This is a genomic window from Bradyrhizobium sp. UFLA05-108 (assembly GCF_059803455.1).
The window spans coordinates 39,142-53,566 of the sequence record NZ_JBANAZ010000066.1; the positions used below are offsets into that span (position 1 = coordinate 39,142).

At 59.0% G+C, this 14,425-nt stretch carries 9 protein-coding genes and 2 pseudogenes; 3 read left to right on the forward strand and 8 right to left on the reverse strand.

Annotation, left to right across the window (positions count from 1 at the left end; all coding sequences use genetic code 11):
- Positions 1 to 20 precede the first annotated feature (20 nt).
- From SO140_RS35385 to SO140_RS35395, 3 genes are all read right to left on the reverse strand, one after another.
- A complete protein-coding gene (locus SO140_RS35385) occupies positions 21 to 2,924 on the reverse strand; it encodes an NHLP bacteriocin export ABC transporter permease/ATPase subunit (protein WP_498543770.1) in 2,904 nt (967 codons plus the stop codon).
- Complete coding sequence (locus SO140_RS35390) at positions 2,921 to 5,035, reverse strand: NHLP family bacteriocin export ABC transporter peptidase/permease/ATPase subunit (protein WP_449382379.1); 2,115 nt, start codon at positions 5,033 to 5,035, stop codon at positions 2,921 to 2,923. The genes SO140_RS35385 and SO140_RS35390 overlap by 4 nt, the downstream gene beginning before the upstream one ends.
- A gap of 100 nt (positions 5,036 to 5,135) precedes the next feature.
- Positions 5,136 to 6,404, reverse strand: a complete 1,269-nt coding sequence (locus tag SO140_RS35395) for an NHLP bacteriocin system secretion protein (RefSeq protein WP_449382380.1) — start codon at positions 6,402 to 6,404, stop codon at positions 5,136 to 5,138.
- A gap of 143 nt (positions 6,405 to 6,547) precedes the next feature.
- Here SO140_RS35395 and SO140_RS35400 point away from each other — a divergent pair, with 143 nt between their 5' ends.
- A complete protein-coding gene (locus tag SO140_RS35400; RefSeq protein WP_449382381.1) occupies positions 6,548 to 7,069 on the forward strand; it encodes a hypothetical protein in 522 nt (173 codons plus the stop codon).
- Between the two features lie 477 nt (positions 7,070 to 7,546).
- A complete protein-coding gene (locus tag SO140_RS35405) occupies positions 7,547 to 8,074 on the forward strand; it encodes a Crp/Fnr family transcriptional regulator (protein WP_449382382.1) in 528 nt (175 codons plus the stop codon).
- Positions 8,075 to 8,871: 797 nt separating this feature from the next.
- Here the strand turns inward: SO140_RS35405 and SO140_RS35410 are convergent.
- The 3 genes and pseudogenes from SO140_RS35410 to SO140_RS35420 all read right to left on the reverse strand — a co-directional run bounded on the left by SO140_RS35410 (position 8,872) and on the right by SO140_RS35420 (position 10,884).
- Positions 8,872 to 9,387, reverse strand: coding sequence for a 4-hydroxyphenylacetate 3-hydroxylase N-terminal domain-containing protein (locus SO140_RS35410; protein ID WP_449382383.1), 516 nt, complete (start codon positions 9,385 to 9,387; stop codon positions 8,872 to 8,874).
- 96 nt (positions 9,388 to 9,483) lie between these two features.
- Positions 9,484 to 9,666 (reverse strand): annotated as a pseudogene (locus SO140_RS35415) (IS110 family transposase); the annotation flags it as partial.
- Positions 9,667 to 9,867: 201 nt separating this feature from the next.
- The gene (locus tag SO140_RS35420; protein ID WP_474804105.1) at positions 9,868 to 10,884 is read right to left on the reverse strand and encodes a patatin-like phospholipase family protein; all 1,017 of its coding nucleotides are present in this window, start codon (positions 10,882 to 10,884) and stop codon (positions 9,868 to 9,870) included.
- A 441-nt stretch (positions 10,885 to 11,325) separates the two neighbouring features.
- Between SO140_RS35420 and SO140_RS35425 the strand changes: the two genes are divergently transcribed.
- Positions 11,326 to 13,206: a patatin-like phospholipase family protein gene (locus SO140_RS35425; RefSeq protein ID WP_449382385.1), complete on the forward strand. Its 1,881-nt coding sequence runs from the start codon at positions 11,326 to 11,328 to the stop codon at positions 13,204 to 13,206.
- A gap of 322 nt (positions 13,207 to 13,528) precedes the next feature.
- Here SO140_RS35425 and SO140_RS35430 read toward each other — a convergent pair.
- A pseudogene (locus SO140_RS35430) lies at positions 13,529 to 13,738 on the reverse strand (hypothetical protein).
- A complete protein-coding gene (locus SO140_RS35435) occupies positions 13,735 to 13,926 on the reverse strand; it encodes a hypothetical protein (RefSeq protein ID WP_084801440.1) in 192 nt (63 codons plus the stop codon). The pseudogene SO140_RS35430 and the gene SO140_RS35435 overlap by 4 nt, the downstream one beginning before the upstream one ends.
- Positions 13,927 to 14,425 lie beyond the last annotated feature (499 nt).

A 14,425-nucleotide genomic window follows, 5' to 3' on the forward strand; every position in this document is an offset into this window, starting at 1 on the left:
TCGCCCGCCCCGCCGTTAGACTAGCGATGACCGGGTTCAAGCAACTGCCGCTTGGCAAAATCCGCAAACGGACCCGGAACGCTCATGAGCTCTGCGTAGCTTCCAGTTTGCACGACTTTGCCGCGCGAGAGCATGACAATACGATCTGCATTGCGCACGGTGCTGAGGCGATGCGCAATCACAATCCGCGTGATGCTCAATCGTTCCAGCGAGGTGCCGATGATGCTCTGGGTTTGGTTGTCGAGCGCGCTGGTTGCCTCATCAAACAGAAGAATCCGTGGTGAGCGCGCAAGAGCCCGGGCGATCAATAGCCGCTGCCGCTGACCGCCCGACAGCGTATTCACGCCTTCCGCAACCAGCGTATGCATTCCCATCGGCATCTGCGCGATGTCGGCATCCAGCGCCGCCAATCGGGCGGCCTCCCACGCCTTCTCCAGCGGCAAATCAACGCCGCCGCAAATGTTTTCGTAAAGGCTTCCGGTTGCGAGCTTGGTATCTTGCAGCACCACCCCAAGCTGCCGGCGCACGGCGCTGATGTCGAGCGTGTTGAGCGCCTTGCCGTCGAAAAACACCGTGCCGGCTTCTGCGCGCTCAAAACCGAGCAGCAAACGAAAGAGCGACGATTTCCCGCTACCTGAGGGACCGACGACTGCGACGTAGTCACCCGTCGCAATGCTTAGGCTGACGTCATCCAGGACCTTCGGCCCGCCTTGCATATAGCGGAAGACGACGCCGGAAAGTTCGATCTCTCCGGATAGCTCTCCGGGCGATCGCCGTTCCTCAGAGATCTCGGCAGGGGTCGAAATTACGGGCTTCAGTCGGCTGAGGTGAGGAATCGTCACCAGTGATTCGCTGACGCTTGAGGCCCAACTACCTATCGCGGCCGTGGCCTGTCCGAACGCTGCCAGAAAGGCGAGGAATGCGCCGAGATCGAGCAGGACGTGACTGTTTGTGTAGGAGGCAAGCGCATAGATGCTCAAGGTCGCCAGCATCGAAAAGGCGGTATCAAAGGTGCTCAGCGCGTTGGCCGCTTGCTGCGAGGCGATGAAATAGCGCCTCTGTACGGCAAATTGTTGCGACCATCGCGCTAACGCGCGCGCCGTTGCGCCGGCCACGCGCAGCTTGCCGACGCCCGCAATCAATTGTAGCACAAAGCCGCTGGCCTTGCCTTGCAGGTTGAAATGTTTAGTTTCGTAGTAGAGCCGCACGGCGCTCGTGGCAAGAATTGCAGCCGCTCTGATCAGCGTGAGCAGCAGTGCAATGCTGCCCAGTCGGAGGTCATAGTAGAGCATCAGCCCAATGCTGAAGAAAGAAAAGAACGAGGCCGTAAAGCCGCCCAGCACACGTCCGGTGAAGATCCGGCGAGTGGCGTCGATGCCCATGGCGCGATCGACCAAATCGCCGCTTGTATATTCGCGAAACAGAGAGGTGGGCAGGCGCAGCAATCGGTCGATCACCGCGGCCTGCAGCTTATAGTCGAGCAGACCTTCGAGCCTTAACGTGACCCGTCCTAGCATCATCTGCAAACTTGCCATCGCCACAGCGGTGACCGTCAGCGCTAGCGCACAAACAGCGAGCTGATCGATCTCGGTGCGAGGGATAACCGAATTGACCAGGACATTGGTGAGCAGTGGCGGGATCAGCGACAGTAGCCCGATTGCCATAACAGCCAACGCGATGCGCGCGATGCTGCTGGAAACGCCTCGCATCGCAAAGGCGAGCAGATCGCGATATTGGAGCGGGCGGAACGGCAACACTGGATAGAAAGTGATGGCCTCCGGCTTGAGCTCGCCGGCAACGGAGCGATCGACCAAGCGATGTCTTCCGCCCTTTGGGTCGAACACCGTGTAGGTGTTCGCCCGCTTGCGCACCAGAGCCACTGGACTACGTTCCTCTCCATGCCAACCGAGGAGCGGTCCAGCATCGGTCTTCCACCAGACATCGCGCAGGAGCACACGGCGGATCCGCAATTGGGCTGTGCGAGCGATCTCCAGAATGTCGCTGAAGGCCTGTCTTGTAGGTTGAGCGCGCTGCGAAAGCCTAACCGGTATTCCCAGTTCTTCTCCGACAACGCGGCAACTGCGAAGCAGCGGGTCTGTCGGGTCCCATTCGGATTGCGTACGATCGGCTTTTCTGACCACGACATCAGAGAGCCGCTCAAACGAGTCGAGCGTTTGCGACACAATGAGTTCGCCACGGCGGACCAAGCGTTCCCGCTCTCGAATGACGCCCTCTGCGAGGCCGCGCTCGAGATGGGCAATAACAGCCACCTGGAATCGATCAATCGCGGACCAGAGAACCAAGGAATCTGGCGGGTTCGGGTCGAGACGCAATTTGCACCCTTGCTCGCCGGCTTCCACCCACATCCCACCAGTCAAAGGGAAGGGTGGCTGTCCGGGAGCGAAGCTCGAGCCGACGTTCATGACCTTTGCTGTCCCGGTTTCGAGGTGTGCCCACAGGAGGTCCCGCATCGGACCGCGACGGCGGTCGCCCGGGTGCAGTTCAATCGCCTCACCGCTCACCAGCTCGGAAATGGCTTCGTTTGGCGCCGAGCGGACCATGAACGTCGCCAATTGGGCAATCCAGCCAGACACAGGACCAAAGGACGCCGCCCTGCGCGGCACCTCCAAAAGCTCAGTTCCGGGGGGGCCGACGGCGATGATTTGCAACCGGCTACCCGAGGTCTCGCAGGCATTGTGGAGGTCCAGAATGCATTCGCCGTTTTCGACTCGAAACAAATGCTGGCGCGTGCCTGACGGCTGGACTGCAAACAAATCGACGTGACCGGCTGCCACTTGAAGAACGTGCTCTTGGTCGCTGAGAAGCATCGGGCGCCGCGCATCGAGCGCGGTCCGGTGTAACAGACCGATCGGCACCTCGCGTTGATGCCCAACGAAATCCTCCGTGACAAATCGATCGGTCATTCGCGCGCCACCAACTTGGCATAGGAGGCCTGAAGCGCAAGAAGCTCTTCATGCGTTCCGCGCTCAACGATGCGCCCGCGTTCGAGCACGATGATTTCGTCGCAATCGCGTATCGTGCTCAAGCGGTGGGCGATGATGATGCAGCTGCAACCTCTGCGCCGCAGGTTGTCGTCGATGGATTTTTCCGTGATCGGATCGAGTGCAGCAGTTGCTTCATCCAGGACAAGGATCGAGGGATTGCAAACCAGAGCTCGGGCGATTTCGATGCGCTGACGCTGGCCGCCGCTGAAGTTCGTACCGCCTTCGTTGACGTGGCAGTCATAATTGCCTGGTCTGATCGCAAGGTCTTGATGAATCAGCGCGTCCTTGGCCGCCGTCAACAGATGGCGCTCGTCGGTTGTTGAATCCCAGAGCGTCAAATTGTCTCGCGCGGTTCCCTCAAACAGAAAGACGTCCTGGTCGACGTAGGCGACGGAGTTCGCAAAAACGTCCGCAGGGACGTCCGTCAGCCTACATCCGTCAAAACGAATCTCGCCGGACCAGGGTTTGTACAATCCGCAGATCAGCTTGCCGAGGGTTGATTTTCCGCTGCCCGACACGCCAACGAGTGCCACGCGTGAACCGGCAGGGATCACCAGCGAAAGATCCGCCAAAAGCGGCGGCTCGAGCACCGAATAGCCGAAGCTGATGTTGTGAAGTTCGAGTCGGCCGGTAAGCTTGGGCGGCAAGGCATCCGCATGTGCCGGCGGTTGCGGCGCTAGCGGGTACCGGTAGACATCCTCGAGCCGTTCGAGCGCTCCCTTGATGGTTTGCAGGCCGCCGAAATAATTAACGAGGTTGACGAAAGGCTCGGAGAAACTCAATGCTAAGGATTGGAAGGCCACGAGGCTTCCCAGTGTCAGGGAGCCCTGAATAACCCGCAAGCCTCCGACACCAAGAATCGCTGCGATCATGAGGCCCGAGAGCAGGGTCGGGACCATGTCCAATATGATGGCGGAGGCGCCGATCCTCTGTTCGGCGTTGAGGGTTTTGGCTTGAAGACCGGCCCACCGGCCGAAGGCGTCGTCCTCCAATCCACTTGCTTTGATGGTTTCGATGGTCCGCACCATGCTCACGGTCGCCCCGAGCAGCTTTCCCTGATCGAGCGCCAGCCGATAGCTCAGTTCCTGGCGGCGTGAAGCGACAAGCCGCAGGAGAAGAACATTTACCAAAGAGATTGCGACGCAAAGCGCGGTCAGGCTAACGTCGTAGACGGCCATGGCCGCGGCGAACAAGACCACCGACATCAGGCTGAGCGCATTGGCGGCAATGCCGCTTGAAAGCAGCCGGGCGATCTGTTCGTTGGCTGCAATACGGCCTGCAATGTCGCCGGCGTGGCGTTGGGTGAAGAATTCCAGCGGCAGCGTCATAAGACGCCATAGAAAGCGGCTGGTCATCACGACGGCGAGCTTGGTCTGCAGCCGCAATAGCAGCGATTGGCGTATGGTGGTCAGAACGGCCCGGAAGGCGGCCGTCAGCGCCATGCCGATCAGGAGCGGCACAAGCCAGCTGCGCGTGTGCTGGATCAAAATTTCATCAACAAATATTTTTGAAAATCCTGCGGCAACAATATTGGGCAGGACCGCGACGATGCTGACAACAACTAGCAGGGCCACCGCCTCCTTTGATTGGCGCAGCTCCCGCATGAGCAGGCTTATGCCCTTCGGTTTGCTGCCAACCTTCTCGAAGCTTTCGCCCCGTTCAAACACCAGGACAACGCCGGTGAACGCGAGATCAAGCTCGACCAGATCGATCCGCCGACGCCCGCTCGCGGGGTCATTTATGTAGGCGCGCTTTCTATCAATTCCTTCCAGGACCACGAAATGGTTGAAGTTCCAGTGAATGATGCAAGGCGTCGGAAGCTCGGCAAGTGCCGGAGGTTCGACGCTGTAGCCCTTCGCCGTCAGGCCGTATCGGCGCGCCGCTCTGATGATATTGCTCGCCTTGCTGCCGTCGCGCGATACGCCGCATGCGACACGAAGCTGCTCCAACGGAATCCACGCACCGTAGTAGCCGAGAATGATGCCAAGCGCCGCCGCACCGCATTCGACGGCTTCCATCTGCAGGATCATCGGTGTCCGCCGGGTGCGTCGGCGTGGCAACCAGCTCGCCATGCGGCTGACGTAAGATTTGGGCCGACCGCGCTCGCTGATTGGCTGCTTTGGAGAAGGCTTATCCATCAATTCCCGTGAGGTGCTTGAGCAGGGGTATCACCAGATCGAGGGGGCGCTGCCGGCGTGTTGTGATCTCGGCCCGCGCCAACGTTCCGCTCGTGAGATGAATGTTCGGCCCGTTGCCAACGGCCCATCGATAACCGGTTGGAGTGGAGGCGTCTTCATAGAGCGCAACCGTCGCGGCGTAGGGTGCACCGTCGTGCGAGAAGCGTGAAACCAGGCTTTCGTTATGCAGCAGCGCGGCCATGCCTTGCGGCGTCATCGGGAAATCAGAGATGCTGATCACGTTGCCCAGCATCATGCCAAATTCCTCGCGCTTCACCGTGCTCGGCTCGAGTTGCACCTGCATGCCAGGCTTAACTTGTTTGCCCCGTTCCGCGGGAACATAGACGACGGCTTGGAGCTTGGCGCCTTCGCTTTCGATCGCAATCACCGGTGTGCCGATGGCTAGCACCGAACCGGGCGAAATCTTCACTTCCAAAACCCGCCCGTCCATCGGGCTGATCACTTGGGTGTTCTGGCTCAGCTGTTCGGCTGCGGCATTCATTTGCCGCCGGGCCTCGTTGAGGGCAAACTCGGACTGCTGAATTTCACGCCCGCGATCCGTTTCCAGATCCGTCTTCTGCGACCGCAACTTTAAAATCTCGTTTTGGGCGTCAGTAAGACGCTGTTGCGCATCGGTCAGCTCCTGGCGTCGCTCTTCCAGATTGCGCCGCGTCGTGTATCCCTTGGCCAGCAGATCCTCCAGGTTCTTGACGTCGACGGTGAGATACCCGATGCGCTGGCTCGTTGCCTTGATCACCTGTTGCAAGGCGATTTCAAGTTTTGCAAAGTTCTGGCTCTTGGCGGCGAGTTCGCTTTCAGCTTTCGACACCCGGTCGGCGTGCTCCCGCTCGCGTTCATGAAAGACCTCGGTGGCTGCGTTGTGCTTTTGCTGAATCTCGGTTTGAACGATCTGGGCGATGGGCTGATCCTTACTGACGTGATCGCCCACCGTGACTGCGACCGACTGCAGCCGTCCGGCAGCGGCCGATACGGCGTCGACGACCTTACCGCCACTGCCGATCAGGATTCCGTCGCCCGAGACGCGAGTGGGCACGCGCCCGAAAATGCCCCACAGCACGGCCGCCACAAGCGCAATGCACAGCACAAGGGTAAGAATCCAGTCAGCGGGCTTGGTGATAACAACGAGATGATCGAGCTGCTCGGGAGACGCAGCCCGGTCTAGGGCCGCGGTGCGAAACGCCCGTTGCGGCCCGTCGGTCATGCTCGTATGCTCCGGCTTTGGGAGCGGTTCAGACGCCGACATGTCTGCACGCAAAGCAAGTGTGAACTGAAGTCGACGATGGCCGATCTTTGCACAGAAACAATCATCTAACAATAAGGGGTGGCAGGGAAGGACCAATTGGGATGCACGGCCTGATCACGAGATTTTCGTTCCCAGCGCGAGCGCACCGAAAGATGCTGGCGGCAAGCTTGGGGCTTGGGCTGTTCCTACCCAGTGTGTGCTGTGCGGGCGTCCTGTCCGAGAGCGATTTCAGGCAGGCGGAGAGCCTTAGGCCGCTCTTTGCCAACCTCATGAATGACCTTGTCGCAACCGTAAAGCGCCCCGATGTTTCCAGCGAGGACGCCGACTGTGTCAACTCGACTCTCCGGGAACTTCTTCAGATCTCCGACGAACTAGCAAGCTACGAGTACCTGATCACGATGGAGAAAGATCTGACCGACTTTGGCGACAAAAATCCAATGCGGGATATCGTCAAGTTTGCCGTCGACACGAGCAGCACGATCCTGATCAGCGAAAGAAGACGGTTAGTTCAGATATCCGAGCGGTGTACCAAATATCCGTTGGGGCAAGGCAAGACTCAGCAGGCCCTAACCATCATCGACACGACGACAGGCATATTGGCCTCCATTCGAGCTCGCCTTTGACATGGGCGAATAAAGCCGCCGCGCAGTAAGCGACTCCCGCGTCCGGAGATGACAGCGAAGGACTATTTGCTGATCCTAGTGGACGACGGAGCGCGCCCAGATCAGCGAGTGAGTAGCAGAGCACCATCGAGAACACCTTGGTGGCGCTTTTGTAAACCGGCGGCTCCTGACCGACAGACCTTGGCGATCAAAATCCAGGATCGTGACAGGTTCCCCAAGTTTGATCACCGCGCTCTCCCTCCGGCCTGCGGCGTCAACGTCTCGGCGCTGGCCGACCATCCCGGGTATGCCGTGGACGGTCGGTCGTCACGAAAATTGGAATTTCAAACGTCACAAGTGGGGAGAATTACTCCACAATGATCAGGCCGGTCTGCCTGCTTTGATCGGCGGCCCCGGGCTCCCGCGCGATACTTATTGGAGATGTTCCGTCGGGTTTGGCCCGCTTGCCACCACTGGGAGCGGGAGTATATTTTCTCGATGGCTGTCAGCTCGCCCGATCTGAAAGCGTTTTTGCTTGCCACACCTTTCTTCGGTGGACTCTCAGACGGGAGTTGCGATCTCTTGGTCTCAATGCTGGTCGAGCGCCGCTTCGACGTCGGTGCCACTATCGTGGCGGAAGGAGAACCGGGCCGCTCAATGTTCGTTGTTCACTCCGGCGAGCTCGTGGTGAGCAAGCTCGGCGGCTCGGGGCGCATAATTCGCATGGCGAGTCTTGGGCCGGGTGACTTTTTTGGCGAAATGACGCTTATCGAGATGCAGAACAGATCAGCGACCATCGTCGCGCAGAGCCCAACCCTCCTGTACGAGCTCACGGCTCGACAACTCTACGCGTACTACAAGGCCGACATCTACGCGTATGTGATGGTGATGCAGAATATCAACCGCGAGCTTTGTCGGCGGCTTCGCCGCGCCGACAATCGCATTGCGGAGCTGCAGAGCTTCACGCGAGTCAATGACGAAGTGACGTTTATGTCCGGTTTCGGTGCGCGGGGGACTTCAATGTGAGCCGGCTGCCCACCATCGGATCAACAACAGCGACAGCAACAACATGATCTGGGCGCCGGCGGCGGTGAATGTGACGAAGCGCTCAAACGATAAGGGGCCCCTTTTCGAGGACCCCCTATCTCCGACACTCTCGTAGCGGCTACCGGTCCGGTCAGGACAACCCGAGACTTGACGCCTTTCCCGCAGAACGTTGACCACTATTGGGCGACCACAAGAAAGGTCTTACTCGGGTCCAAAAGGAACTGCCCCCGGACTGCCAGCGTTATTCGCCACCTCTGGCTGGGCGTGAACAGGTGTACAACTTTGATGATGCAATGCCAAAGCGAAATCCAACGGCCGCGTCGCGGTTGCGGTTCCTTTCATTTGGCTGGCGAGACCATCCAGCCTTGCGTGGTGAGAGGCGTACCGCTGAAGCTTGGCCTCTCGCTGTGATCTCCGTCACTCAAATCTGGGCGCAATCAACGGGCTCTCCGGCGGCTGCTGCGTTTCCTCAGTCGGGTCGTCGTCCTCGCGTTCGCATTCGTCCATTTCGAGGTCTCACCGCTACCCATTGCCCGGCGCACCTGATCAAGCATGCGATCTAACTGCCGAGGCTCGGCCCATCCGGTAACTGTGCATACCCGGCAGTTTGGGACCAAATTTGGGGCCAAAAAAGCCCGCCGACAACATTACCAGCGGGCTCAGTTGGCGGGGATGATCCAACTTGTGCAACCGGGCATCGAGCCAAATTGCCGAATGACCAAGTCTGCCGTGAACGGACATCAGGCTCACCCAGCAGAGGGACCGCCAAGGCATAATCAACGCGTCTGCCGAGCTTGCACAGCGCGCAGAGCGGATGGTTTGCAGGCTTGGCTGGCTTTAGACCCAGCCGCGCTCCTGGCTGAACTTGTACCAGCGCTTGGCGGATCATAAAAATCGGAATTGGCGCCGAGCGTCGCCAGGAACGCGGCCTTGTAGTCCGGCGCCCGTCCCAGCCAGCCATAGGTGATTTTGGCCCATTCGGCGATCGCCTCGCGTCCGGCAATCATGTCGTCCACGGTTTTCGGCGCTTTGAAGAAGGCGTGTGTCATGCCGCCATTGCCGGTTCCGGTCGGCAGCAGCAGCTTGTGCTTGCGCTTGTCGTCGTGCAGCGCGTCGTAGAGGCGCACGACCATGCGTGCGGTGTTGCGGAAGGCCGGGTGCGTGGTGACGTCCTTCACCCGCTCGCCATAGATGTAGACGGTGCGGTCGTCGCGCAGCAAGTCCCGGTACTCCGCACCGGTTTGCGGGCGGGTGACTTTGACGTTGCCGATGTGCTCCGGCGCAATGTCCAACGCCGCATGAGTGGTGGCGCGTCAACCACTTCGAGTTAAAGTTTGCAATTTGCGCACGCGCATTCCCTTACGCAGTGTGCGGAAGTCCATGAAACCATGCTGTCCGCCTGGCGCGCAAGCCTCGATACCCACCAAGCAGGGCGGCAGCTTCTGGAAAAATGCCACGACCTGCTGGCGCCTTAACTGACGGCGGATGACCACCTGGCCGGCTGTATCAACGCCATGCACTTGAAAGAGCGGCTTGGCGATATTCAGGCCGATTATCGAAATTGACCGCATAGGCTGCTCCTCCGAATCGTGGAAGCCTCAAACGGCGCCCACTCCTTGGCACTCTCGAGCCGTCCACAGCATCAGAAGCGGACGTCAGCACCAAGTATTGAGGTCCACCTTTCTCGACGAACGCAACCCAATTAACTCTCGAGAACCAAATTCTTGGTGACGAGCTGGGGTTGCAGGCGTTTTTGTACCAATCTAAACGCGCTACAAGTATCGGCCGTGAATGTCGATGGTCGAACGCACACCGATATGACAATAATTTGCGGCTAACCACTCCTCAGCGCAGGTACGGCCCACGTCGCGCAGATAGGTGAGAAACTCCCAGTCTGCATTAAACTTGGAGGCGACGCCGAGGTCCTTCATGAACGATTCCGCCTCTATGGCATGAATCAGCATCGTCTTTATCTCGTCGCGCAGCGCGCCTCTGCTGACGAGCTTGTTGGCGAAGGCAATTGCTCGCATCTCGCGCATCAAAGACGAATTGAAGCTAATTTCGTTCAATCGGTTTAATATATCGCTCGCCGTGCGAGGAATCTCCCCACGCACAATTGGATTGATGTGAATAACGATGACGTCTGTGGATTGGCAGCCATAGATCAGCGGGAAGATAGCTGGGTTGCCCATGTAGCCGCCATCCCAATAGGCTTCGCCATCGATTTCAATAGCCTGAAAGAGCTGCGGAAGGCACCCGGAAGCGAGAACGGCCGAGACGGTGAGCTCATGGTTCTCAAAGATCTTCACCTTTCCAGTACGGACGTTTGTCGCACAAAGGAACAGCTTGACGACATTCTCCCTGCGCAGTCGCTCGAAATCGACGGTCTTCTCGAGCACGTCACGCAATGGGTTGTAGTTCAACGGGTTAAACTGATAGGGTGACAACAGTCGTGTCATCATGTCGAAGAACATGAAGGCTGGCGATCTCTCGATCCAACGATTTTGCGACAGACGATCGAGAATGGAGGGCTGCAGCGGTCCCCAGGCCGCAGCTTCGCTGATCCGGCGCCAATATTCGGCGAGAGTGAGTTTTGCGCCTTCGCGACCGCCTATCGTCAGGCCGTAAGCCAAGATCGTGCCGTTCATAGCGCCAGCGCTGGTAGCGCAGATCCCTTCGAACGACACCCGGTCATCTTCGAGCAGGCGATCCAAAACGCCCCAGGTGAAGGCGCCGTGCGCACCGCCACCCTGTAAGGCAAGGTTGACCGTCTTGCTTGCCGTACGCATCAGCGCTTACCGACCACGCTGTGCGCCACCGCTACTCCGCCTAGCAGCGTAATGAACTCGCGGCGTTTCACTGCGCATTCCCTCCACTTCGTGCGAGTGAAAGGATATCACACGTCGATACGGCAGGAGACGGTCCGGTGCGAGATTTCGGGCCGGGCTATGACGCTCTGGGTCATTCTCGACCGAGTCAGCCGGTCTTGCCTGCTAGTTGATGTCCGCTTTACCTGAAAACGACCTTACGCGCTCGCGAAACAACGCGAAGGGACACAAGCGAAAGCGGGCACCAAGGTTGCAGCGTCGCAATGGCAGGATAGGTTCGCGATCTATGTTGCAGTGCTTCTATGAATGCAGTGCGAAGAGCTGGTGCGCTGACCCTTATATTCTAGCCGACAGGGCGACCCGGCATTAACATTGGAGGTGCAGTCGAACCGGATGTCGCCAATGAATGAAGCGAGCGCGACATTTGCATGGTGGAACGTATCTGAGGACTTCGCTCTGTTCAGAACGCTCAGTTCAGAACAGCGGATGACGGCTCTGAACGCAATGGTTCGCCTGGATCTGGTGCGGGGAGAAAGGCTGGTTGCCCAAGGTGGCCCCTCGGACTCGTTGTTTTTGGTGCTGCACGGTGCGCTAGCCGTGTGCCGAAATGGCGAACTCGAACCTCTCGCCGAGCTCCGTTCCGGTGAATTGGTTGGTGAAATCGGCTTCTTCGCAAATGTCCCGCGCACTGCCAATGTAATTGCAATCCGCGACACCAGCGTGCTCGTGTTGACACGTACGGCCTACCAGAAGCTTGCCAGGGACGCCCCTGCCATTGTTGAGGCAGTACTTGCAGCGCTCGCGCTCCGCTTTGGCAAGGAGACCGCGCGCCTCGCGCCGCTTCGCGCGTCGCCAAAGGCCAGAACGGTGGCCCTAATCGAAGGTGGACGCGAGCTGTTGCCTGGCGCCTTTGATCGTCGAATCCGCGATGGGCTCGCCGCCACCGATGCGGAGGTCGTTGATGCCGCCCGCATCAACTCCAAGTTTCCCGGTCGAGCCCCGGATGCGCCCGATGTCGCTGAATGGCTTAACAGACTCGAACACACCGCGCCACTCGTAGTTTACCTCGGAGATCACGATGACAATGCCTGGACACGCAAGGCTATCCGTCAGGCCGACATGGTTGTGTTCGGGTGCCGTGGCGATGCGCCGGTCGGACCCTTGACGGATGTCGAGGCTTTTGCCTGCGAGGTTCACCCAAGGTCGGCGCGACGCCTCGTTCGCGTTCATGATCGACGGAGCAGTCAGGTCAGCGGAACCACGGCCTGGCTTGCTCGGCTGCCCTCCTTCATGCATCACCATGTCGCGCTGGAAGATCAGGTTGATTTCGACAGTCTGATCCGCTTCCTGTCGGGTCGCGCGATTGGATACGTCGCCGGCGGCGGCGGAAGCCTTGGATCGGCGCATGTGGGGGTCTACAAGGCCTTCTGCGAGCTTGGCGTAGTATTCGATATCTTTATCGGCACTAGTGTCGGCTCTGCCATGGCGGCCGGATTTGCGAAAAACCTCGAAGCCGAGGATCTTGAGCGCGGCACGCACGATATTTTCGTCAAGAGTCGCAGCTTCCGGCGGCCAACCTGGCCGCGTTACGCCTTGCTGGATCATAAGGCGTTCGATCGGGCGCTCGCCCGTCAATTGGGCCACGACTGCCGGATCGAGGATTGTTGGCGACCTTTCGCGGCAGTCGCAACCAATCTTTCGACCCATAATTTGGAATTAATTCGCTCGGGACCGCTGTGGCAGGCGGTGCGTGCCTCGAGCGCAATTCCTGGATTATTGTCGCCGTTCTACACGCCGGAAGGTGCGATGCTTGTCGATGGATGCCTGATCGATAATGTTCCGCTGGCACCGATGCATCAACTAAAGAGTGGCCCCAATCTGGTTGTGCATTTCGGCGAGCCGGCTGCTGAGCTGTTTGATGTCGCGTATGATGCGTTGCCGGGACGACTTGAGCTGGTCGCGGCAATGCTGATGCCGTTTCGTAAGAAGCTGCTTCCTGCCGCGCCGAGTGCCGTCAATGTGCTGTGGCGAAGCCTCGTGGCGCATCAGCGCTACGATACGTTGCCGACGGGACCACTCGATCTGGTAATACGCCCGCCCTGTCCGATCGGGGTAGATGTGACGGACTTCGACCGCCATACTGAGATTTTTCAGGCGTCTTACCTTTGGGCTCGACAAGCTATCGTGGCGCTGCAAGCAGAGGGCAACCCGGCAATGGCCGCCATCCTCGCCGCCGGAAAACCGGCAATGCGAGGTGCGGTGCTCGTCGAGTCTCGTCAGTAGCGCTCATCCAGTTGAGCTACGGGTGCGTTTCGCTGTTCATTTCGCCGATTGGCCGCGCCTCGGGATTGACCTGAGATATTGATCAGGCCCAATGTCCGGGTCAGGGACAATCGCGTCGTTATGACACTGTGACCGCGACTTCCGGTCTAGCCTAATGAGCAGACATTGTCGACGCTCGGGGTATGTCTCAAACGGGGCGACTTCCGGACTCGTGCTCCGCAAACAAGAACTTACTCGATGCTGGCCATTGAACGGTCCCAGTCAGTAACCGCAGCGGTCGTGGTTAAGCGGTTCAAAGCGTCTAGGGAGGCTGCTTTCCACCCTAAGCTCCCCTGCGATCCTGGTTACCAATCACGCAGCGCCATGCCGCCAGGCACTCTGCCGGACGCTGGTTCATCTACTCGGCGAGCTGTGGCGCGCCCATCAGACAGGACTGCATCGAAATGTGGGCGAAGTCCGAGGTGGTGACGATCTGTTCGTGGCAATCTATCGGAGAAGAGAGACTGCAGAGCACGGCGATGACCTTGATCACGACAGGGGACCCCCGTCGCTGCGATGGGCTTTTGTGCCGCTGACCGTATGACTTATCGATGCCTTGTCATGCTGCTCCCTGACCGGATCAGCCGCCGGGAAGATGCTGTCATATATCGCGAGGGCTTCTCGAACTAAGCGGGCTTGCTCGCGCTCAGACTTTGAGACAAATCGAATAATCTCGCCCATATTGAATGCTCCTGCTACTATCAAGAGGGACCATACCCTTTATGCGAAGAATAGGCGCGGCCTTGCTATTCAATCTGTGCTGCGTCTCACCATCCGCAGCGTGCTTTGAAAGACTTCGGGGAACTTCAATTTACTAAACGAGCTTACTGATCGCGAACGCAGCAACGAGAAACACGCCGATAATCAATGCTGGCATGACGTGATCTTCCTCCCCTCTCATGTGAACAACATCTGGCTCGAAGCGAGCCAGTGCCTCACTGCTCGTGTAGATGCCTGAGGACGGATTTTTTATCTGTGAGAGAAATCACGTGGCGCCCTACAGCGGCGTCGGACGTCAAGCTGATCCCGGATCATTCGAAGACGCGCCTGTGGGCGACTTGGCCGACCAGGGTGCTCACGCCTAACGGGGATTGATCCAGTCCCTGTCGCGCCGCCGGCAGTGGGTGTGCGGGCAGAAGTGCGCGCAAAAAACCCACCACCCTCGGGAGCAGCCCGGGCG